Raw genomic sequence first — 19,691 nt, forward strand, 5'->3', positions numbered from 1 at the left:
ATCAGCATGTCTGAACAATTAAAATCACAAGAAGAGTTTTTAGCAAATTTTAACTGGCATAACTTCCAAGAAGGAATTGATGCAGTAGATGAGAAAAACTTACAAGAGTTTGAAGAACTAGTATCAAAAACTTTCATCGCTACAGATCAAGAAGAAGTAGTTGAAGGTGTTGTTGTTAGAATTACAGATAGAGACGTTATCGTTGATATCAATGCTAAATCTGAAGGTGTTATTTCTTTAAACGAATTCCGTTACAACCCTAACTTAAAAGTTGGTGACAAAGTAGAAGTATTAATCGACATCCGTGAGGACAAAACAGGTCAATTAGTATTATCTCACAGAAAAGCACGTACTATTAAGTCTTGGGATAGAGTTATTGCAGCTAATGAAACTGGAGAAATCGTTAACGGTTTTGTTAAATGTAGAACTAAAGGAGGTATGATCGTTGACGTATTCGGTATCGAGGCGTTCTTACCAGGATCTCAAATTGACGTTAAGCCAATTAGAGACTACGATGTATATGTAAACAAAATGATGGAATTCAAAGTGGTAAAAATCAACCACGAATTCAAAAACGTTGTTGTATCTCACAAAGCTCTTATCGAAGCTGACATTGAAGTACAGAAAAAAGAGATCATCGGTCAATTACAAAAAGGACAAGTATTAGAAGGTGTTGTTAAAAACATTACTTCTTATGGTGTGTTCATTGACTTAGGTGGTGTTGACGGATTAATTCACATTACTGACCTTTCTTGGAGTAGAATCAACCACCCAAGTGAAGTTCTTGAATTAGACCAAAAATTAAACGTTGTAATCCTTGATTTCGATGATGAGAAAACAAGAATTCAATTAGGATTGAAACAATTAAACGCTCACCCATGGGATGCTTTAGATGCTAACTTAACTGTTGGTGATAAAGTTAAAGGTAAAGTAGTTGTAATCGCTGATTACGGTGCATTTATCGAAGTTGCTGAAGGTGTTGAAGGTTTAATCCACGTTTCAGAAATGTCATGGTCAACTCACTTACGTTCTGCTCAAGATTTCGTAAAAGTTGGAGATGTTGTTGAGGCAGTTATCTTAACTCTTGACAGAGACGATCGTAAGATGTCATTAGGTATCAAACAATTGACTCAAGATCCATGGACTGACATTACTTCTAAATACCCAGTAGGTTCTAAACATACAGGTATCGTTAGAAACTTTACAAACTTTGGTATTTTCGTAGAATTAGAAGAAGGAATTGATGGATTAATCTACATCTCTGACTTATCTTGGACTAAGAAAATTAAACACCCATCTGAGTTTGTAAACGTTGGTGAAAAACTTGATGTTGTAGTATTAGAATTAGATGTTGAAGGACGTAAATTATCTTTAGGTCACAAACAAACTACTGCTAATCCTTGGGATCAGTACGAAGATTCTTTCGCTGTAGGAACTATCCACAACGGTGAGATTTCTGAAATCGTTGACAAAGGAGCTACTGTAGAATTCGGAGATGATATCGTTGCTTTCATTCCAACTCGTCACCTTGAAAAAGAAGACGGAAAGAAATTGAAAAAAGGCGATACAGCTGATTTCAAAGTAATTGAATTCAACAAAGAATTCAAAAGAGTAGTTGCTTCTCACACTGCTATCTTCAGAGAAGAAGAAGAGAAAAACGTGAAAGCTGCTGCTGAAAATACTTTATCTAACTCTACTACTAATGCACCAGCTGCGACTTTAGGAGATAACAATGATGTATTAGCTGCATTAAAAGCTAAAATGGAAAAAACTGAGAAAAAATAATTCTTAGCTTTTTTATAAATAGAAAGTCCCACATCACTGTGGGACTTTTTTTTGTTTTTTACATTTGTTTCAAGTTTCAGGTTGTCACGCTGAGCGAAGTCGAAGCGCATTTCTATTGGAATTTTAAAACTATAATAATTGATTTTTTTTAGAAGCTATTTCCCGCTATCCGTTGCAATCTTTTACTTTTTAAAGAAAAAAGTAAAAGGATTTTCACTTCTATCGGGGCTAGGGACTTGTTTTCAAAATAAATCTATTCTTATTTTGATGCCAATAATTTTGTTTCTTCTGGAGTGAACTCATTTACAATGGCATAAGTGTCTATTTTTGTAATTTCCATTTCATCTAGAATATCAACTAGATTTTTAAAATTGCTTTTTTTACTTGGTTTGATAATTACAATAGGCCCATTCTTTGGCTTTCCAATTGAAGCAGAATACTCCAGAATATTTTTTCTTTTTTGTAACAATTCTTTTCTAATGCCATTTTGACCATATATTATCTCTTTCGGTATTTCCAATGGAAATTCTAATAAACCTGAATAAGTTATTATTTTGTTATTATCATCTAGTAATATCGTATAAATTCGGGTTTCGTCCACACATCCAGGATGACAATCATCACAGTCATTATTTGGAAGGCTTAAATCCACAGCTTTTGGTTTTCTCAATTCAATCGTAACCATAAAAAATATAATCAGCAGAAAAGAAACGCTGACCATGGCAGTTAAATCAACTCTTGAATTTAACTTTCTACTTCTAACTTTTTGAGGAAGATTTTTCATAAGATTAAGGTTTAATTGGAAGCTAATAATTTTTCTTCTTCTGGAGAAAACTGGTCAACGATGAGATAAGATTTAATTCCTGTTATTTTAATTTCATCTAGAATATCAACCAAATTGCCATAGTTTGACTTTTTACTTGGTTTAATAACTACCTCGACACCTCTTCCTGGTTTTCCTAAATTAGCTGAATAAGCCAACACATTGTTATTTCTTCTAAATAATTCTTTACGAATACCATTTCTGCCAAACGCGACTTCTTTCGGAGCTTCAATTGGAACAAATAATAATCCTGAGTACGTAATTATCTTGTTGTCCTTATCGAGGAGTATTGTCATCGTTCTATTTTCGTCAGGTTTACCACATTCTACTATCGGTCCGCATCCTTCATTATAAATGGGATATTCTATAAGTCTAGATTTTCTCAATTCAATCGTAACCATAAAAAATATAATCAGCAAAAAAGAAACGCTGACCATTGCTGTTAAATCAACTCTCGAACTTAACTTTTTACTTCTAACTTTTTGAGGCAGGTTTTTCATAGTAAATGAATTTTTACTAAAGTTAATAATAAAATAGTAACGAAAATGACTTCAATTTCATAAAATGCTAAAAAATATTTTAAACTGTAAAGCCTTGTGATAAAAGAGATTTATATGATTTCATAAAATTATATTCCAACTTTATAAAACCAAAGAGCGTTTTAAGGCGTAAATGAGCTTATAACTTAAAATCATTAAATATGAAAACTAGAAAATTTTTAGCTCTTGCAGTTTTAGCTTTAGGATTTGCATTTACATCAAATGCACAAAAATCGGTAATGGTTGGTGGCGCAGCGATGTATCCAAATAAAAATATTATAGAAAATGCTGTAAATTCAAAAGACCATACGACTTTGGTTGCAGCAGTAAAAGCGGCAGATTTGGTAGAAACTTTGAAAGGGAAAGGTCCTTTTACTGTTTTTGCTCCAACAAATGCTGCATTTGATAAATTGCCAAAAGGAACTGTAGAATCTCTTTTAAAACCAGAAAATAAAAAAATGCTTCAAACGATCTTGACCTATCATGTGGTTGCAGGTAAAATGAATTCGTCTGATATCGCAGCTGCAATTAAAGAAGGAAAAGGTAAAGCAACTTTGAAAACGGTTAGTGGCGGTTCATTAACTGCTTGGATGAAAGGGAAAGATTTATATATCAGTGATGAGAATGGAAACAAAGCAAAAGTGACTATCGCAGACGTTAATCAGTCGAATGGTGTGATTCATGTTGTAGACGCTGTTTTGCTTCCGAAAAACAAATAAATTCCAAATAATAAATTCCAAATTCCAAGCTTAAATTGGAATTTGGAATTTCTTTTTTCTAAGATTTTAAAATTTGGAATTTCAAATTTTGGAATTTTTTAAATTTTATTTTTTTGCTGTCAAAGTACTTCCAGCTGAAGCGATTACAACACAAATTACAGCCAAAATTTCATAAAAGCTTAAGCTTTCCTGAAGAAATATAAAAGCACAAATAGAGGCTGCTGCAGGTTCTAAACTCATTAAAATACTAAAAGTACGCGGCGGAAGTTTTCCTAAAGCTTTCATTTCTAATGTAAACGGAATTGCACTAGATAAAAGAGCAAGCGCAACACCCATTCCGAATAATTTTGGCGTTAGATTGGTTAAACCGTTTTCTAGAAAACCAAAAGGCAAAACTAAAAGTGCAGCAAATAACATTCCTGTTGTTACCGCATAACCATCATTCATTATTTTAGAAATTTTTCCGCCTAAAACGATATAAGCCGTCCAAAATCCACCGGCCATAAGTGCAAACAAAATTCCCCAAGGATCTAAACGGTCATTTGTCCAAGGTGCGATTAATAATATTCCTATGGCGGCCAATAAAACCCAACAATAGTCAATTAAACGTTTTGAACCTGCTATAGCTAGTAATAATGGTCCAACAAATTCTAAAGTTACGGCTAAACCAATCGGAATTCTTTCTATAGCAAAATAGAAAATCAAATTCATTGCTCCTAAAGACAAACCATACGGAATTACAATTTTCCATTGCTGTGCTGTTATGGCTTTAAAATTGGGTCTGTAAGCCAATAATAAAATTAATGCCGAAACACCAATACGTATAGATGCCGTACCCGCTGCGCCAATTGTAGGGAATAATGTTTTTGCAATTGCCGCTCCGCATTGAACACTTATAATAGCTAATAATACGGCAGGAACAGGAGGGAGGCTAATTTCTCGGTTTTTCATTTAAGATTAGCTTTTTACTTTTAATATGGTTAATTCTTCAACTATCTGATCTTGATAAGTTTTTAGAGCCACGTAGTACCAATTTTCTTTTGTAAGATCAATAGTGAAAATGTCATTTTTATTATGTTTTTTAATTGCGGTTTCAAATTCTTTTACCATCGTTCCTTCAGTGAACCATGAAAGGTCGCCATCTTTTGCAGAATCCATAGTATATTGATTTGCTAGGTCAGAAAATTTAGCACCATTTTTATATTGATTTACAATTTTCTTGCGAAGGTTATTTATAGCTTGCAAAGACATTTTATTTCCGTCTAAAAATATGTAGCTGACACGAAGAGCTACTGTTTTCCTAGAATCAATGATTTTATAAAGGTTAGTGCCATCTGAAAAGATATCGCCGATAGTTCTGTTTTTAAATATTCTAGAACTTTTGTTCTCGTCTATTTGTGGGGCTATTGTCCAAATTTGAGCATCAATATTTTCATTAACAAGAATAAATTGATTGGCTTCATCGATGGAATTGATTGACTTAATTTGATCTTCAATTTTTTGTCCAAAAGCATTCAAACTGCTAAGACATAACATTGATGCTAAAATAAATGCAATATTTTTAGTGGCGTTTTTAAAGAAAATCATTTAATTACCTAAAGCTTTTTTAGTAACATAAGCACGATAGCCAATTATTGCCATTTGCCATTTTTTTGCTTTTGAAATATCTAAACCTTGTTTGGTAAAACTCGGCAAAAGCATTTTGTTTAGTTTAGCTAATAATTTATACATGGTAGATTTGTTTTTTCAAAGATATAAAAAAAGACTTTGTGTTTGAAGCAAAGTCTTTTGAGCAGTAAAATGTAAAAGTATTTAAAATTTGAGAATTAGATTTTCATCTCCTTCAGTTTGTCTATTTATGGCATTTCTAGGAGCTTCCATCCAGCCTGTTTTATTGATGACAAACTTAAAAAGATGAGTCGTGTTTTTTTCAAATTGAGATTTCGGAATGACCAATTCAAATGTATTTTTGTTTTTCTTTATCATTTGAAAATTCTGGTCGTTTGGATTCCATTTATCGAAAGAACCCGCTATGGATACGCTTTTAACTAAACTAGAATCTAAATTCTTGTCATGTTCGTAAACAAAAAAAACATTGTCACCAATGATTTTATAGCCATAAATACCGGTTTGTTTTTTATTTTCGCTCAATAAATCATTAGAAAGTCTTACAATAGCTTCGCCAATTGCATTTCCGGTATTTTCATCACTGATGTTTACAATAATAGAAATGCCTAGTTGACGTTCGGGATAAACAACTAACATATTTTGAGTTCCGAATGCACCGCCATGTTTCCAGCAGTTTTTTCCGTTTTCGTCAACTTGAATATAATCCCAGAAATAACCGTTCCAAGTTGTTGGGCTATTTAGGAGATTTCGTTGCGATTCTTGAACAATTTTATTCTTTGTATTTAGTTCATAATTAATAAATTTAGTTAAGTCACCTAAAGTAGATTTTAATCTTCCAGCAGCTCCCCAAAGATTATCTGAAATAGTTGGCATTAAAATTCCTTTGAGATTATAACCATTTGCGATAACAGTATTTGGACTTAAATTTATACCACTAGATTTCATGTCGAGTTTTGAAAAAATATTTTCCTTCAAAAGGGTTTCATAACTTTTCTGATAGACATTTTCCAAAATATGAGCAGTAAGATTAAGGCTACCGTTGCTGTATTTGAATTTAGTTCCAGGCAAAGTATCCAATTTCATAGACTTAAGATCTTCGAAGAATTTTTCGCGAGTGTACGATTCATCTATTTTTTTGAACGCCAAATAGCTGCTGTCATTTCTATTTTTCCGTAATTCATCAGTATCAGGCAAATCTTTAGCAAAACCAGTTCTAAAAGAAACCAAATCTTTAATCGTTATTGGCGTTCCGTTGTATTCTAAGTTCGGATAAGAACCTGTAATATATTTTCTGATATCGTCATCAGGATTTAATTTTCCTTCCAAAACGGCTTGTGCAGTGAGAAGTCCCGTAAATAATTTGGTTATCGAGGCAACTTCAAAAACAGTATTATTGTTGGCAATATTTTCTTTTCCTTTATCTATTTCCCCATAATGGCGCGTATAGGTTTTACCATTTTTGACAACGCCAATAGAAATGGAATTTGCTTTTGACTTATTCAAAAGTAATGAAGCAGTTTTGTCCATTGCTATAAAAATATCTTTTTCGGCTTTGTTTTGCTGAGCGCAAACAGTAAAAGACAAAAATAGAAGTAAGAGATACTTTTTCATTTTGGTTACTATTTTAATTGATTTTTATTTGGCTAATAATTCATCAATTTTTTTGAGCATTTCTTTCGCGTTCGAATTTTCTGGTGTAAGCGCTAATGATTTTTTATAATTTTCTTTAGAAAGTTCCAGCTGATTATTTTTAAAATAACTCTCCGCTAAACTGTCATAAACATTTCCAGAATTTGGATGTTCAATTGCATTCAATTCAAAAATCTTAGTAGCGTCTTTTAAGCGATCGCTTCTCATCAAAGAATAACCAATTAAATTCAAACGCTGTTCAAAATTCCAATCTGGATGCTGCTTTTTTACAGCGAAATAATAGTCTTTTGCTTTAGTAAAATCTTGCTTTAAGAAATTAATGGTTATGTTTTCTTTCTCTTCCTCTTTCAAATTGATAAGCGAAGGATCAATTATACCGCCAATTCGATAAACAACATCATCAAAAGCAGGCAAATACATATATTTATTGCTGTTTGATAAAAAAATCACAGTCAGATTGTTGTCTGGAAATTTTCTAAATGCTGTTACATTTCCGCCGCTAAATCCGTACGACGAATGATTGTTTACAGGCTGACATTCCCAGCCATAAGCAAAAACATCTTTTTGGTTAGTAAATTGGAAAGGTGACCACATTGCGACCTTTGTTTCTTTTTTTAAGTACAAATCGTTATCTAAATTTTGATTCCACTTAATTAATTGTGAAAGTGTTATGTTTAAACCATTTGCCGAATGAGAGTCTGGACCGCTGTTAAAAGTAATCTGCTGGTATTTTTTGGTTTCAATATTATAAGTGTAACGAACGGCACTCGAAGTTAATTTTGCGAAATCCGAACAAAAGAAAACATCAGATCCATGATCTGGAAACTGGTTCTGAAAAATATAATCTTCGAAAGTTTGCCCCGTTATTTTTTCGATTATTTTGGTCAACAATAAATAATTGGTTTGATTGTAACTATACTGGTTTCCTGGAGTAAATTGTATTGGTTTTTGACCTAAAAAAGATATTCTTTCTAAGTAAGGAGCTGTATATGGGAAGTCTGTATATTTGAAATAATCTGGAAGCCCCGAAGAATGCGATAAAAGATTGCCTATTTGTACATTTTGCCATTCTTTTGGAAGATCGCTCAAGTATTTAGAAACTGGATCGCTCAAGGCGATTTTGCCTTTTTCTATCAATTGAAAAATTCCGACTGCTGTAATTAATTTAGTGGTAGAAAAGACCTTAAAACTGGTCGTTTTATCAACTGGTATATTTTCTTCTAAAGAAGCTTTTCCAAAGTACTTTTCATAAATAACTTTGCCGTCTTTTATTACAGCGACAGCCGTACCAGGAATTTCATTTATCTCTATTATTTCTTTTAAATATTGATCAATTTTTTGTTCTGTTTCTTTATTGCTTTTATTTTGTCCAAATGAAAAATTTAGGAAAACAATAAGCATAGCAAAGCTGTAGATTGTGTTTTTCATCTATAAAATTTAATACGTTAATAATTTTAGGGATAAAAAAACCAGTGAATAAAACACTGGTTTTTAAAGTAAAATGAATTGGTTAGGCTTTTTTATTCTGTTTTTCCATTTCCTTCAAGTCTTTCTCATGCTGCTTCATATCCTTTTCATGTTGCTTCATGTCTTTAGCATGCTGTTTCATATCTTTGGCGTGCTGCTTCATATCAAGCTCATACTGTTTCATGTCTTGTTCGTATTGCTTCATATCAATCTCGAGGTTTTTATTGTCAAAATTGAATTTAAAATCAAAATTGAATTTCTCCATATTGGCAGCAAATTTCTCCATGGCAATCTCATATTTAGCCATTTCTTTTTCATAGATTTCAGATCTTTGAGACATAATAGCTTCTACTTGTTTTTCGTAAGCTTCCATTTGCGGTTCAAACGCTTCCATCTGCTTTTCAAATGCCTCCATTTGTTTTTCAAAATTTGCCATCGCTACTTTATCCTTTGGATTTTTAGGAGCAACTGGCGGTTTTGGCATTTTTGACATATCAATAGCAGGAGCAGCCGGTAGTGGACCAGAAGGAAATGCTGGAGGTGATGGTGGTACGGGAGCAGCAACATCAGCGCCTTCGTGATTGCGAACAATAACTCTTTCGTTTCTAATGATTATTGGCATTTTAAAGTTTCTATCGGTATTGATGTTGATAGATTTTGTACCTTTTTCGTCTGTTCCAATGGCTAATTCGCAGTCTTTTATCGCTTCGTCACCGTCAATTTTGATGGTTTGTTTTTTACCAGAATCCGATTTTACTTTGATCTGAATCGCTGTTAATTCTTCTTTCGTATTTCTTTTTACATCCGAAATTTCAACATCAAGATTATGGTTAGATTTTAACTTTCCAGGAAGTTCATTTAACTCTTTATCTGTTGTGTTTTTGGTAATCTTGATCGTTTCGTTAATGTCTTTAATAGTATCTTTTTGGATGATTGAAACTTCGTCTTGTTTCTTTTCTTGCGCAATAGTCTTTATTTGAAATAAAAGAATAAAGGCGCCAAGAGCAGGAATTACCGCCGAATATTTCCAGTAATTTCTTTTGTTTGATTGATTTTTGTTTAACATGACAATTCGTTTTTTGATTAATGATTGATAAAAATGATTGGTGATTGCAACGCAAGTTTCATGCGTTGTTATTTTTAAAAGCGTGTACTGATACGCTTTTTTGTCGGCAATTTTTTTAGAAGCCTCACTGTCTGCTATAAATTCAAGGTTTTGCAAAATAGCTTTTTTATAAAGCCATACAATTGGATTAAACCAAAAGAGGATACAAAAGATTCTCGAAATCAAAACATCAATGGTGTGTTTTTGATCGCTGTGCACTTTTTCATGTTCCAAAATACTTTCTAATTCTGCCGCTGTATATAGTGATGAGTTATATACAATGTAATCGAAATAGGAGAAAGGAGCGATGTTTTCTTTGACATCGATAAATTTAAAATCTTCCTGCTGTTCGATTCTTTTTCCTTTTAAAACAGCATTAAGGCTGTAGAAATCAAGTCCAAATTTGATCATGAAAGCCAAGAAACCTATTCCATAAACTGCTGCTAAAACTAAACTCCAATTGATTTCAAAATTTTCTTCTTCAACAACGGTTACCCTTGTAGGAGAGTATTTTGCTTCATAAGAAGTCACATTATCGTGTGAAACTGGAATATTTTGAATATTAGTCGACGATGTTGTAATCACAGGAGCTGGAGTGGGAGCGGGTGGCGCTTCGACCAAAATTACTTTAGTGTAAACTACAAAAGGCAGAACTACAGAAGTAATTAATCCGGCAATTAGAAACCAGCGGCTGCTGTTGAAAAAAGTTTCTTTACGAAGTAAAAAAATGTAAGCAAAATAAAACATTGCTAATAAACCGCTTGATTTTAGGATAAAAATGAAAAGTGCTTCCATAACTATTTTGATTATTTACCTTCTTTTGGATTTTCGATCATGTCTAAGATTTCACGTAACTCATCTGCAGAAATCTTTTCTTCTTTGGCAAAAAAAGAAACCATGCTTTTGTATGAGCTATTAAAATAATTATCGATTGCAGTGCTCATAAAACCTTTTCTATAATCTTCTATGCTTACGGCTGGATAATACTGATGCGTATTTCCAAAAGCATTGTGCGCCACATACCCTTTCTCTTCCAGATTACGAACAATAGTAGACAAAGTGTTGTAATGCGGTTGGTCTTCTAAAATCTCTGCTTGAATTTCTTTTACAAAAGCTTTTTTCAACTTCCATAAAATGTGCATGATTTCCTCTTCTTTATTGGTCAGTTTTTGCATTTCTGATTTATTTTTGGTTTTCAATGTTTGAATCACTTTCCGTTACAAATTGTTGTTTTTCCTTTGCAGTAACTTTCGTTACAAATAGCAGAAAAAAAGCGGCAAGTACTGTAATCAACACATAATATTTCCACGAATTTCTCTTTTCTGATTGATTTTTGGTTAACATGATGATTTGTTTTTTGATTAAAATGATTGAAAAATAGTCTTTTATTAAAAAGAAATTATTTTCTGGTTTTAATTTCAACTACTCCATTTGCGCCTTTATCTCCAAACAAAGAAATAGCTTCAACTCCTTTGTGAACTTTCATTGATTGAACATTATTAACTCCTAGACTTTCAATATCAAAATCAGCAGGCATTTCCTTTCCATCTACAATTACAAGCGGAAAACCTGTTTTTTTTGCATTAATTTTTACTCCGTTTGAAACCGCAATAGAAGTGTTTTCATCAGTAGTAGTGATCACTTTGGTGTTTGTTTTATTGTCATTATCAATAATTACAATAGTGCTAGTATTTGTATTAGTATTACTGTCAGTTTTTGTACTAGTAATAGAATTAGTGTTAACATTGGATTCTGTATTAGTAGTTAAATTGTTGCTTGTTGCTGTTTTAGAAGTTTTGCTTGCATTATTATTTGCAGTTGCTTTTTTGCTGACAGCAGTTTTTTCTTCAAAAGTTTTAATACCAGCTTTTATTGTGCCGTCTTTGTTTACAATAACAGCAATTCCAAAATCTTTGATGGCCTGATCACCACTTTGTATAGATTGAGATTTTTGCTTGCCATTGACAACATCAACTTTAATAGCTGTTAAATAATTTTCTGAGTTTCTTTTGATGTCAGAAACTTCTAAATCAATGTTGTAGTTTGATTTTAAGTTCTTCTTTAAATCCTGAAGTTCACTATCTGTCGTTTTTTTCGTGATTGTAAAGACGTTCATCGATTTAATTTCGTTAGATACTGCTGTTTCCACCTTTTGCTGCCTTTCTTTTGCAACTACTTCTATTTGAAATAACAGCACAAAAGCAGTCAAAGCCGGAATTACAGTATAATACTTCCAAGAATTCCTCTTTTTTGATTGATTTTTGTTTAACATGACGATTCGTTTTTTGATTAATGATTGATAAAAATGATTGGTGATTGCAACACAGCTTTCGTGTGTTGTTATTTTTAAAAGCGTGTATTGATACGCTTTTTTGTCTGAAAGTTTTTTAGAAGCTTCACTGTCAGCAATAAACTCTAAGTTTTGAGTTATTGCTTTTTTATAAAGCCATACAATCGGATTGAACCAGAAAATAATACTGAAGATTCTCGAAATCAATACATCTAATGTATGGTTTTGATCGCTGTGCACTTTTTCGTGTTCAATTATACTTTCTAATTCTGAAGGCGTGTAAAGTGATGAGTTGTACACGATATATTCAAAATAGGAGAAAGGCGCAATGTTTTCGTTGATATCTATAAATTTAAAATCGGCTTGCTGTTTGATTTTTTTTCCCCTAATAATAGAATTCAAGCTATAAAAATCAATTGCCAGTTTTATGATAAAGATTAAAAGACCAAGGCCATAAAGACCAAGAATAATGTAATTCCAATTAAATTCAGCCGATTCGTTTTGCGGACTGCTTATGATCGTCGTTGGAATATTTGCATCTACATAAGAAACTGTATCCGTCCATATCACCTTTGTATAAGTCAGTAATGGTAAAACTGCTGAGACAATCAAACCAGATAATAGAAACCATCTGTTGCTATTGAAAAATGTTTCTTTGCGTAATAAAAAGTAATAAGCGCAATAAAACACCAGCATTAAACTGCTTGATTTGGCGATATAAATGAAAACTGCTTCCATAAACCGATTATTTTTCGTTTTTATTTTCGATCATCGATAAAATCTCACGCAATTCATCTGCTGAAATTTTTTCTTCTTTAGCAAAAAAGGAAACCATGCTTTTATAAGAACTATTAAAATAGTTGTCGATAGCAGTTTTCATAAATCCTTTTCTGTAATCTTCAATGGCAACAACTGGAAAGTACTGATGGGTGTTTCCAAAAGCATTGTGTCCCACATATCCTTTTTCTTCCAGATTACGCACAATAGTCGATAAAGTGTTGTAATGTGGCTGATCTTCTGTGATTTCGGCTTGAATTTCTTTTACAAAAGCTTTTTTAAGCTTCCATAAAATCATCATAATTTCTTCTTCTTTGTTTGTTAACTTCTGCATCTTCTCTAATTTTAATTCAAATATACAACTATTTTTTTAGTTACACAACTATAAAAATAGTTATTTAACTAAAAATTAAGTTTGATTTCGATTTCAAGCGCAGAAATGCTATTCAAATTTAATGGTAATAAATTGAATTATAGTATTTTAAAAAGTTAAAAGTTTTTTACGAAATCTTCTCGTTGACTAAGGCATTCTTAATCCAAATGCAGCATCCCGTAGCGACAACACCAATGCAAGCCATAAACAGCCAGTTAATTTGATAGCCAAATCCAGTAATAATTTCAAACCCAAGCTTAGAACTGATAATATGAGCCAAACTAAAACTCATTGTATAAAGCGCCATATAACGGCCTTCTTGTCCGCGTGGTGCACGGCTTAAAGCAAATGCATTAGAAAAAGGGAAAGTCAAAACTTCTCCTATAGAAATGCAAACCATGCTCACCACCAAAATTCCAGCCCAGAAATTGATGAGAAGTAAGAAGAAACTGGAAGCCATTACAAAAGAACCTATAATAATAATTCGGATTTTAGGAAACGCTTTTCGTTCTAAAAAGCCAACCGTTGGCATTTCGAGAGAAAAGATTAATAGACCGTTGAGTGTCATTAAAAGACCTGTTTGGAATTCGCTTAAGCCAAATTTTTCATTATGATATAAAGGAAGAGTAGTAAACAATTGGAAGAAAATCATGGCTGTAATAAAACTTACAAATAAGAAAACCCAGAAAATCTTATCATGAAAAACCGATTTTATTTCCGCAGCGCTTTCTGCTTTATCGTCATGAGTTGCTTTTTTCTTTTCTTTTACTAGTAAAGCAAAAATCGAGATCGAAATAATGCAAGACGCACCATCAACCCAGAAAAGTCCAGAATAACCCATTCCCATAATAATTAATCCACCAAGGGCAGGACCCGCAGCGAAACCGAGATTTACAGCGAGACGTACCAACGTAAGCGCGCGAGTTCTGTTTTCGGGTTTTGCATACGCTCCGAGAGACACAAACATCGCAGGACGAAACATATCTGCAATGGTCATAAGAACAAACATCGCTGCGCAAAGAGCCCAGAAAGTAGTAATGTATTGTACAAAGAAAAGAGAAACTCCGCTGGTGAATAAACTAAAAATCATGATTTTATAAAACCCGATTTTATCTGATAATTTACCGCCAAGCCAAGAGCCCAACATAGATCCTAAACCAAACGCGACCATAATCCACCCGACTTGATTGTACGAAAAATGAAGATCTTCTTTTAAATATTTGGATAAAAAAGGAAGAACCATTGTTCCGGCGCGGTTAATAAAAGTAATGATAGCAAGAATCCAAACTTCTCGGGTAAAACCTCTAAAGTTGTTAATGTAGTGGGTTAGGGCGTTTTTAAGCATTTTGTTTGATAAATTATCGTCACAAAGTTAGGAAACTTTGTCTCGTTAAGTGGTTGTCGTTTTGTTACTTTTGAACTATTTTTGCATAAAATTTCTAAGATGAAAACTATAAACGCCCTAGCTTTATTGTTGGTTTTTAATTTTGGCTTCGCTCAAAAAAAATTTAGCAAAGCTGATGCTCAAAAATTTCAAAAGAAAATCAACTCAGAATACGCTGATCCTAAGACAAGTCCGTTAATGGCTGAAGATTTGAAGACTTTCAAAAGCTTAGATTTTTTTCCTATTTCTGAAACTTATTTTGTGAATGCGACGCTCGTGAAAGCTAAAGGCGGAAAAGCTTTTGACATGAAAACTTCTGGAGCCCGTACATCAAAGTATACTAAATATGGGACTTTAAACTTCAAAATAAACGGAAAATCATTTTCACTTGCCGTTTATCAAAGTCTAGAACTTTTGGTTCAGGAAAAATATGAGAATCATCTTTTCTTGCCTTTTTCAGATTTAACAAGCGGAAAACAAAGCTACATTGGCGGCCGATATATTGATTTAGAAGTTCCAAAAGGAAACACCATAACAATCGATTTTAACCAAGCTTACAATCCGTATTGCGCTTATAACTACAAGTATTCTTGTCCGTTGGTGCCTCAGGAAAATGATTTAAAAATTGAAATCAAAGCAGGCGTAAAAGCTTTTCATTAATGGAATATTTTAATTTTCATACCCATCAATTTACCAATCAATCTAATGTTTTAGAACTGGTTAACCAGTATCCGAAAGATTTTGATACCGAAATTCCATTTTATTCTATCGGAATCCATCCGTGGTATATTGAGGAAAATCGAATTGATGAAGATTTGAAAATTATAGAAGAAAAACTGCAAACCAAAAATTGCTTGGCAATAGGGGAATGCGGTTTAGACAAAAGGATAGAAGTGCCGTTTGAGTTGCAGCTTTCGGTTTTTGAAAAGCAATTAGAATTGGCAGAAAAATATAAGAAACCAGTCGTTATACATTGTGTTGCCGCATTCCAGGAAATTATGGCGATTAAGAAAAAAAAGAATATAAAAGTTCCGATGATTATTCATGGTTTTGCAAAGAACAATCAGTTGGCACAACAATTAATTAATGCTGGATTTCATCTTTCGTTTGGAAAATATCTATTAAAGAATCCAGATTTAAAAACGGTTTTTCAGAATGTTCCAAATGATCGTTTTTTCTTAGAAACCGATACCACTGAAGAATCAATTGTACAGGTTTATGAATTGGCGGCCGAATATAAAGATTTAGATATAAAAGAATTGCAAGAGATTATTTCAAGTAATTATAAAAGTGTCTTTGGAGAGTGAAATATTTTCATTTAAGGTTTGTCACCCTGAGCGAAGTCGAAGGGCGCAAAGGGCTTCGACTCCGCTCAGCCTGACAAACGTGAAACATGAAGCTTAAAACATGAAACTTGAAACGTGAAACAAAAAAATAACAATAAATAAAAAAAACAACAAATAAGAATATATGGCAGAATGGACAGAAAGAGCTGAGCTTTTGTTTACTAAAGAAGGATTAGAAAATTTAAAAAAAGCTAACGTTTTGGTCGTTGGACTAGGCGGAGTTGGATCTTTTGCAGCAGAATTTTTAGCGAGAGCAGGAGTAGGGAACATGACAATTGTAGACGGAGACGTTGTAGATATTACGAATATTAACCGTCAATTGCCAGCTTTGCATTCAACAGTTGGTCAGCCTAAAATTACGATTGTCGGAGATCGTTTAATGGATATTAATCCAGAATTAAATTTAACTCGTGTTCAAGAATTTCTATCTCCAGAACGCGCTTTCGAAATCGTTTCTCCAGAATTTGATTATGTTTTAGATTGTATTGACAGCATTACGCCAAAATTAAATTTAATTATGGGTGCCAAGCGCAATAGAGTAAAAATCATCAGCAGTATGGGCGCTGGCGGAAAAATGCTGGCTTCTAAAGTAAAAGTGGCGGATATTTCTAAAACCATAAACTGTTATTTCTCTAAAACCATTCGTAAACGTCTAAGAGAATTAAAAATCAATAAATTGAAAGTGGTTTTTTCTTCTGAAATTCAAGACGAAAAAAGCTTAAAATTAACAGACGGAAAAAACTTTAAAAAGTCTTTCTACGGAACAAACAGCTATATGCCAGGATTATTTGGTTTGCATGCTGCTGAAACAGTGATTAGATATTTGTTGAGTAAAAAGTAGGTGCTAAGATGCTAAGATTCTAAGGTGCTAAGTTTTTTTTGCTACAGGACACAGAATCTAGTTTTTTAGACTTATAAATAAATTAAAAGCAACTTTTTCAAAGTTCAAAACTTTGAAAAAGTAAAGCACAATAGAAATAAAACCTTAGAAGCTTAGCAACTCAGTACCTTAGTAGCTCAGTATAGCACCTTTAAAAAAAATGATTAAAACAGTAATTTTTGATATGGACGGCGTAATTGTTGACACAGAGCCTGTTCATCGTTATGCTTATTATTTACAATTTTCAGAATTGAATATAGAAGTTCCTGAGGAAATGTACACCACATTTACAGGATTCTCGACTCGAAATACGTTTCAAACTTTGAAAAGTTATTTTCCGACTGTCGAACAGGAAGTGGAAGATTTGATTCAGAGAAAGAGAACTATTTTTAATGATGCTTTTGATACTAAAGAAGATTTGTATCTTTTGGATGGTGTTGAAGATTTAATTAAGGATTTGTATAAGAACGGAATACAATTAATTTTAGCTTCTTCGGCTTCTAAAGTAACAATCGATCGTGTTTTTACAAGATTCAATCTGCACCAGTATTTTACTCATATTGTGAGCGGAGAAGATTTTCCGCAGTCAAAACCAAATCCGGCGATATTTATTCATGCGGCTTCCTTGTCTGTGGCGCCAAAAGAAGAATGTATCATCATCGAAGACAGTACAAATGGTATCAAAGCGGCAAAAGGAGCAGGGATTTACTGTGTAGGATACAAGAGCGAGCATTCGCACCATCAGGATTTATCAGAAGCGGACTTGGTTATCGATCATTTTAACGAGTTAAATGCAGAAAAAATATCACAGTTAAAGGCTTGAATTATATAAAATTTAACATTTGTTAGCTGATTGAATTTGTAAATTTGATAAAAAATAAAACTTAAAATAATGAAGAAACTACTTATTGCTTTAGCCCTGATCCTAGCTCCATTAGCATCAGAAGCACAAGTAAAAACACCGCAAGCAAGTCCAAAAGGATATATTAAACAAACTGTTGGTTTAACCGATGTTGAAGTTACGTATTCAAGACCGGGAGCAAGAGGAAGAGCTGTGTTCGGAAATTTGGTTCCGTTTGGGAAACTATGGAGAACAGGAGCAAACGAAAATACGATCATCAATTTTAGCGACGATGTAATTATCGATGGAAAAACGCTAAAAAAAGGAAAATATGCGATTTATACTGTTCCTAGAATCGAAAGCTGGGATATCATTTTCTATCTTTCTACAGACAACTGGGGATTGCCAGAAAACTGGAGCGATTCTTATGTAGCTTTAAAAACTACTGTAAAAGAAGAGGCATTGCCAACTCCTGTTGAAACATTTACAATTGGGATTAACGGTTTAGATCCAAATTTTGGTTATTTAGATATTGCTTGGGAAAACTCTCATGTAGCTTTAAAATTTGAAGTTCCAACTGCTAAAATTGCAACAGCAAGTATTGATAAAGCTTTAGCTGGTCCAACTTGGAACGATTATTTTGCAGCATCTCAATATTTATTCCAAGCAAACGGAAATATCGAAACTGCTAGAACTTACGTGGACAAAGCTTTGGATATGAGTACAGACAAACCATACTATGTATTAAGATTAAAATCTCAAATACAAGCAAAACAAGGTGATAAAAAAGGTGCAGTTGAAACGGCAAAAGCTTCTTTAGCATCTGCTGAAGCGGCAAATAACGCTGACTACGTAAAATTGAACAAAGACAGTATCGCGGAGTGGAGCAGATAATAATGCTGGCGCATTATTAAATTCCAATTTTAAAATATCAAATTCCAAAGCTTTCGGGTTTTGGAATTTTTTTTTGTTTTTTTTAAACGCAAAGTGCGCAAGGTTTTTTAAATATAGAACGTAATAAAAACGCAAAGTTCACAAGCTTTGTGTTTTTTTTTGAAAATAAATATAGACAGACTTGTCTGTATGTTTTAAAAAGTATTATATTTGCTGTGTAAATAATTTGATATGCAACCAAAAGAACGAATTTTAGAAAAGACTTTTAACTTGTTTCACAAACAAGGTTATAATGCTACGGGAATAAATCAGATTATTGAAGAGGCCAAAGTAGCAAAGGCTAGTTTTTATCAGCATTTCAAATCAAAAGAAGATTTGTGTGTTGCTTTTTTAGAAAAGCGCCATTCTTATTGGTTTGATCAGCTTTTAAAATTTACTGCAAATGCCAAAGATTCACATTCAAAGATTGAGATGTCTTTTGACTTTTTGATTTTTATGAATAAAAAAGAGGACTTCAGAGGATGCAGTTTTCTAAATATACTTTCAGAGATTCCGTCAGATAATGTAAAGATACTTAGCGTTATCCAGAATCATAAAAGTGATTTACGGACTTATTTTAGAGATAATTTAAACGATGATTTGTTATCAGATCATGTTTATCTGCTATTTGAAAGCTGTATTATCGAAAGTCAGCTTTTTAAGTCAGATCAGTTAATAGAACAATCAAAAAAAATAATTCAAACTTTAATTTAAAGATTATGGAACAGAAATTACCGTTGCCACCTTTCACTTTAGAAACGGCATTAGAAAAAATCCAATTGGCAGAAGATGCTTGGAACAGTCAAGATCCCGAAAGAGTTTCAAAAGCGTATACCATTGACAGCGAATGGAGAAACAGAGATAAATTTGTCAACGGAAGAGATGAAATCGTTCCTTTTTTGACAGAAAAATGGAAAAAAGAGAAAAATTACAAGTTAACAAAGGAATATTGGGCTCATACCGATAATAGAATTGTTGTAAGATTTGAATACGAATACCAAGATATTGATGGAAATTGGTTTCGTGCTTACGGAAATGAGAACTGGGAATTTGATGTAAATGGCCTAATGCAGAAAAGATTTGCCAGCATAAACGATCTTCAAATTTCTGAAGAAGACAGAAAATTTAAGTAATGGTTTTGAAGTAAAAC

The 19,691-nt window shown here is 32.9% G+C and carries 22 protein-coding genes; 9 read left to right on the top strand and 13 right to left on the bottom strand.

Annotated features, from left to right (window positions below):
* Positions 1-6 precede the first annotated feature (6 nt).
* Complete coding sequence (rpsA, locus tag Q9Q97_RS04080; protein ID WP_306154886.1) at positions 7-1,785, top strand: 30S ribosomal protein S1; 1,779 nt, start codon at positions 7-9, stop codon at positions 1,783-1,785.
* A gap of 259 nt (positions 1,786-2,044) precedes the next feature.
* On the opposite strand, the gene Q9Q97_RS04085 is transcribed toward rpsA, so the two are convergent.
* Both Q9Q97_RS04085 and Q9Q97_RS04090 read right to left on the bottom strand, forming a co-directional pair.
* The gene (locus tag Q9Q97_RS04085; RefSeq protein WP_306154887.1) at positions 2,045-2,569 is read right to left on the bottom strand and encodes a biopolymer transporter ExbD; all 525 of its coding nucleotides are present in this window, start codon (positions 2,567-2,569) and stop codon (positions 2,045-2,047) included.
* Between the two features lie 11 nt (positions 2,570-2,580).
* Complete coding sequence (locus Q9Q97_RS04090; protein ID WP_306154888.1) at positions 2,581-3,108, bottom strand: biopolymer transporter ExbD; 528 nt, start codon at positions 3,106-3,108, stop codon at positions 2,581-2,583.
* A gap of 200 nt (positions 3,109-3,308) precedes the next feature.
* On the opposite strand from Q9Q97_RS04090, the gene Q9Q97_RS04095 reads away from it, so the two are divergent.
* Positions 3,309-3,866: a fasciclin domain-containing protein gene (locus Q9Q97_RS04095; RefSeq protein ID WP_306154889.1), complete on the top strand. Its 558-nt coding sequence runs from the start codon at positions 3,309-3,311 to the stop codon at positions 3,864-3,866.
* Positions 3,867-3,971: 105 nt separating this feature from the next.
* Here Q9Q97_RS04095 and Q9Q97_RS04100 read toward each other — a convergent pair whose 3' ends face one another.
* The 11 genes from Q9Q97_RS04100 to Q9Q97_RS04150 all read right to left on the bottom strand — a co-directional run bounded on the left by Q9Q97_RS04100 (position 3,972) and on the right by Q9Q97_RS04150 (position 14,502).
* Positions 3,972-4,817 (bottom strand): DMT family transporter, encoded by an 846-nt coding sequence (locus tag Q9Q97_RS04100; protein ID WP_306154890.1) that lies wholly within the window; start codon positions 4,815-4,817, stop codon positions 3,972-3,974.
* 6 nt (positions 4,818-4,823) lie between these two features.
* A complete protein-coding gene (locus Q9Q97_RS04105) occupies positions 4,824-5,453 on the bottom strand; it encodes a peptidylprolyl isomerase (RefSeq protein WP_306154891.1) in 630 nt (209 codons plus the stop codon).
* Complete coding sequence (locus Q9Q97_RS04110) at positions 5,454-5,597, bottom strand: SsrA-binding protein (RefSeq protein ID WP_306154892.1); 144 nt, start codon at positions 5,595-5,597, stop codon at positions 5,454-5,456. It abuts the gene before it with no gap.
* Between the two features lie 81 nt (positions 5,598-5,678).
* Entirely contained in the window at positions 5,679-7,106 is a 1,428-nt protein-coding gene (locus tag Q9Q97_RS04115) for a serine hydrolase (RefSeq protein WP_306154893.1), read from the bottom strand.
* Between the two features lie 24 nt (positions 7,107-7,130).
* Positions 7,131-8,573 carry a serine hydrolase gene (locus Q9Q97_RS04120; protein ID WP_306154894.1) on the bottom strand — a complete coding sequence of 481 codons (1,443 nt, stop codon included), beginning with the start codon at positions 8,571-8,573 and terminating at the stop codon, positions 7,131-7,133.
* A gap of 82 nt (positions 8,574-8,655) precedes the next feature.
* Positions 8,656-10,512 carry a M56 family metallopeptidase gene (locus Q9Q97_RS04125; protein ID WP_306154895.1) on the bottom strand — a complete coding sequence of 619 codons (1,857 nt, stop codon included), beginning with the start codon at positions 10,510-10,512 and terminating at the stop codon, positions 8,656-8,658.
* An 11-nt stretch (positions 10,513-10,523) separates the two neighbouring features.
* Positions 10,524-10,892: a BlaI/MecI/CopY family transcriptional regulator gene (locus Q9Q97_RS04130; protein ID WP_008468912.1), complete on the bottom strand. Its 369-nt coding sequence runs from the start codon at positions 10,890-10,892 to the stop codon at positions 10,524-10,526.
* A gap of 7 nt (positions 10,893-10,899) precedes the next feature.
* Positions 10,900-11,061, bottom strand: a complete 162-nt coding sequence (locus Q9Q97_RS04135) for a hypothetical protein (RefSeq protein WP_306154897.1) — start codon at positions 11,059-11,061, stop codon at positions 10,900-10,902.
* A gap of 55 nt (positions 11,062-11,116) precedes the next feature.
* On the bottom strand, positions 11,117-12,745 hold the full coding sequence (locus tag Q9Q97_RS04140) for a M56 family metallopeptidase (protein ID WP_306154898.1): 1,629 nt from the start codon (positions 12,743-12,745) through the stop codon (positions 11,117-11,119).
* Positions 12,746-12,752: 7 nt separating this feature from the next.
* A complete protein-coding gene (locus Q9Q97_RS04145; protein WP_125720928.1) occupies positions 12,753-13,118 on the bottom strand; it encodes a BlaI/MecI/CopY family transcriptional regulator in 366 nt (121 codons plus the stop codon).
* Positions 13,119-13,284: 166 nt separating this feature from the next.
* A complete protein-coding gene (locus Q9Q97_RS04150) occupies positions 13,285-14,502 on the bottom strand; it encodes an MFS transporter (RefSeq protein ID WP_306154899.1) in 1,218 nt (405 codons plus the stop codon).
* A 99-nt stretch (positions 14,503-14,601) separates the two neighbouring features.
* Between Q9Q97_RS04150 and Q9Q97_RS04155 the strand changes: the two genes are divergently transcribed.
* From Q9Q97_RS04155 to Q9Q97_RS04185, 7 genes are all read left to right on the top strand, one after another.
* Positions 14,602-15,201: a DUF1684 domain-containing protein gene (locus Q9Q97_RS04155; protein ID WP_306154900.1), complete on the top strand. Its 600-nt coding sequence runs from the start codon at positions 14,602-14,604 to the stop codon at positions 15,199-15,201.
* Positions 15,201-15,848 (top strand): TatD family hydrolase, encoded by a 648-nt coding sequence (locus tag Q9Q97_RS04160; RefSeq protein WP_306154901.1) that lies wholly within the window; start codon positions 15,201-15,203, stop codon positions 15,846-15,848. The genes Q9Q97_RS04155 and Q9Q97_RS04160 overlap by 1 nt, the downstream gene beginning before the upstream one ends.
* Positions 15,849-16,011: 163 nt before the next feature.
* Positions 16,012-16,728 (top strand): tRNA threonylcarbamoyladenosine dehydratase, encoded by a 717-nt coding sequence (locus tag Q9Q97_RS04165; protein WP_306154902.1) that lies wholly within the window; start codon positions 16,012-16,014, stop codon positions 16,726-16,728.
* Positions 16,729-16,927: 199 nt separating this feature from the next.
* Complete coding sequence (locus Q9Q97_RS04170) at positions 16,928-17,590, top strand: HAD family phosphatase (protein ID WP_306154903.1); 663 nt, start codon at positions 16,928-16,930, stop codon at positions 17,588-17,590.
* A 69-nt stretch (positions 17,591-17,659) separates the two neighbouring features.
* Positions 17,660-18,502 carry a DUF2911 domain-containing protein gene (locus Q9Q97_RS04175; protein ID WP_306154904.1) on the top strand — a complete coding sequence of 281 codons (843 nt, stop codon included), beginning with the start codon at positions 17,660-17,662 and terminating at the stop codon, positions 18,500-18,502.
* Positions 18,503-18,733: 231 nt separating this feature from the next.
* The gene (locus Q9Q97_RS04180; RefSeq protein WP_306154905.1) at positions 18,734-19,255 is read left to right on the top strand and encodes a TetR/AcrR family transcriptional regulator; all 522 of its coding nucleotides are present in this window, start codon (positions 18,734-18,736) and stop codon (positions 19,253-19,255) included.
* A gap of 5 nt (positions 19,256-19,260) precedes the next feature.
* A complete protein-coding gene (locus tag Q9Q97_RS04185; RefSeq protein ID WP_306154906.1) occupies positions 19,261-19,674 on the top strand; it encodes a nuclear transport factor 2 family protein in 414 nt (137 codons plus the stop codon).
* Positions 19,675-19,691: the final 17 nt, after the last annotated feature.

Source organism: Flavobacterium sp. DG2-3 (genome assembly GCF_030730925.1).
Taxonomy (GTDB): Bacteria; Bacteroidota; Bacteroidia; order Flavobacteriales; family Flavobacteriaceae; genus Flavobacterium.

Bases quoted from the DNA above. Each gene is read 5' to 3' on its own strand.
- Q9Q97_RS04150 (WP_306154899.1), bottom strand. From the start codon at position 14,502: ATGCTTAAAAACGCCCTAACCCACTACATTAACAACTTTAGAGGTTTT.
- Q9Q97_RS04085 (WP_306154887.1), bottom strand. From the start codon at position 2,569: ATGAAAAATCTTCCTCAAAAAGTTAGAAGTAGAAAGTTAAATTCAAGA.
- Q9Q97_RS04140 (WP_306154898.1), bottom strand. From the start codon at position 12,745: ATGGAAGCAGTTTTCATTTATATCGCCAAATCAAGCAGTTTAATGCTG.
- rpsA (WP_306154886.1), top strand. From the start codon at position 7: ATGTCTGAACAATTAAAATCACAAGAAGAGTTTTTAGCAAATTTTAAC.
- Q9Q97_RS04105 (WP_306154891.1), bottom strand. From the start codon at position 5,453: ATGATTTTCTTTAAAAACGCCACTAAAAATATTGCATTTATTTTAGCA.
- Q9Q97_RS04125 (WP_306154895.1), bottom strand. From the start codon at position 10,512: ATGGAAGCACTTTTCATTTTTATCCTAAAATCAAGCGGTTTATTAGCA.
- Q9Q97_RS04160 (WP_306154901.1), top strand. From the start codon at position 15,201: ATGGAATATTTTAATTTTCATACCCATCAATTTACCAATCAATCTAAT.
- Q9Q97_RS04110 (WP_306154892.1), bottom strand. From the start codon at position 5,597: ATGTATAAATTATTAGCTAAACTAAACAAAATGCTTTTGCCGAGTTTT.
- Q9Q97_RS04145 (WP_125720928.1), bottom strand. From the start codon at position 13,118: ATGCAGAAGTTAACAAACAAAGAAGAAGAAATTATGATGATTTTATGG.
- Q9Q97_RS04115 (WP_306154893.1), bottom strand. From the start codon at position 7,106: ATGAAAAAGTATCTCTTACTTCTATTTTTGTCTTTTACTGTTTGCGCT.
- Q9Q97_RS04135 (WP_306154897.1), bottom strand. From the start codon at position 11,061: ATGTTAACCAAAAATCAATCAGAAAAGAGAAATTCGTGGAAATATTAT.
- Q9Q97_RS04175 (WP_306154904.1), top strand. From the start codon at position 17,660: ATGAAGAAACTACTTATTGCTTTAGCCCTGATCCTAGCTCCATTAGCA.
- Q9Q97_RS04165 (WP_306154902.1), top strand. From the start codon at position 16,012: ATGGCAGAATGGACAGAAAGAGCTGAGCTTTTGTTTACTAAAGAAGGA.
- Q9Q97_RS04130 (WP_008468912.1), bottom strand. From the start codon at position 10,892: ATGCAAAAACTGACCAATAAAGAAGAGGAAATCATGCACATTTTATGG.
- Q9Q97_RS04095 (WP_306154889.1), top strand. From the start codon at position 3,309: ATGAAAACTAGAAAATTTTTAGCTCTTGCAGTTTTAGCTTTAGGATTT.
- Q9Q97_RS04100 (WP_306154890.1), bottom strand. From the start codon at position 4,817: ATGAAAAACCGAGAAATTAGCCTCCCTCCTGTTCCTGCCGTATTATTA.
- Q9Q97_RS04090 (WP_306154888.1), bottom strand. From the start codon at position 3,108: ATGAAAAACCTGCCTCAAAAAGTTAGAAGTAAAAAGTTAAGTTCGAGA.
- Q9Q97_RS04185 (WP_306154906.1), top strand. From the start codon at position 19,261: ATGGAACAGAAATTACCGTTGCCACCTTTCACTTTAGAAACGGCATTA.
- Q9Q97_RS04170 (WP_306154903.1), top strand. From the start codon at position 16,928: ATGATTAAAACAGTAATTTTTGATATGGACGGCGTAATTGTTGACACA.
- Q9Q97_RS04155 (WP_306154900.1), top strand. From the start codon at position 14,602: ATGAAAACTATAAACGCCCTAGCTTTATTGTTGGTTTTTAATTTTGGC.
- Q9Q97_RS04120 (WP_306154894.1), bottom strand. From the start codon at position 8,573: ATGAAAAACACAATCTACAGCTTTGCTATGCTTATTGTTTTCCTAAAT.
- Q9Q97_RS04180 (WP_306154905.1), top strand. From the start codon at position 18,734: ATGCAACCAAAAGAACGAATTTTAGAAAAGACTTTTAACTTGTTTCAC.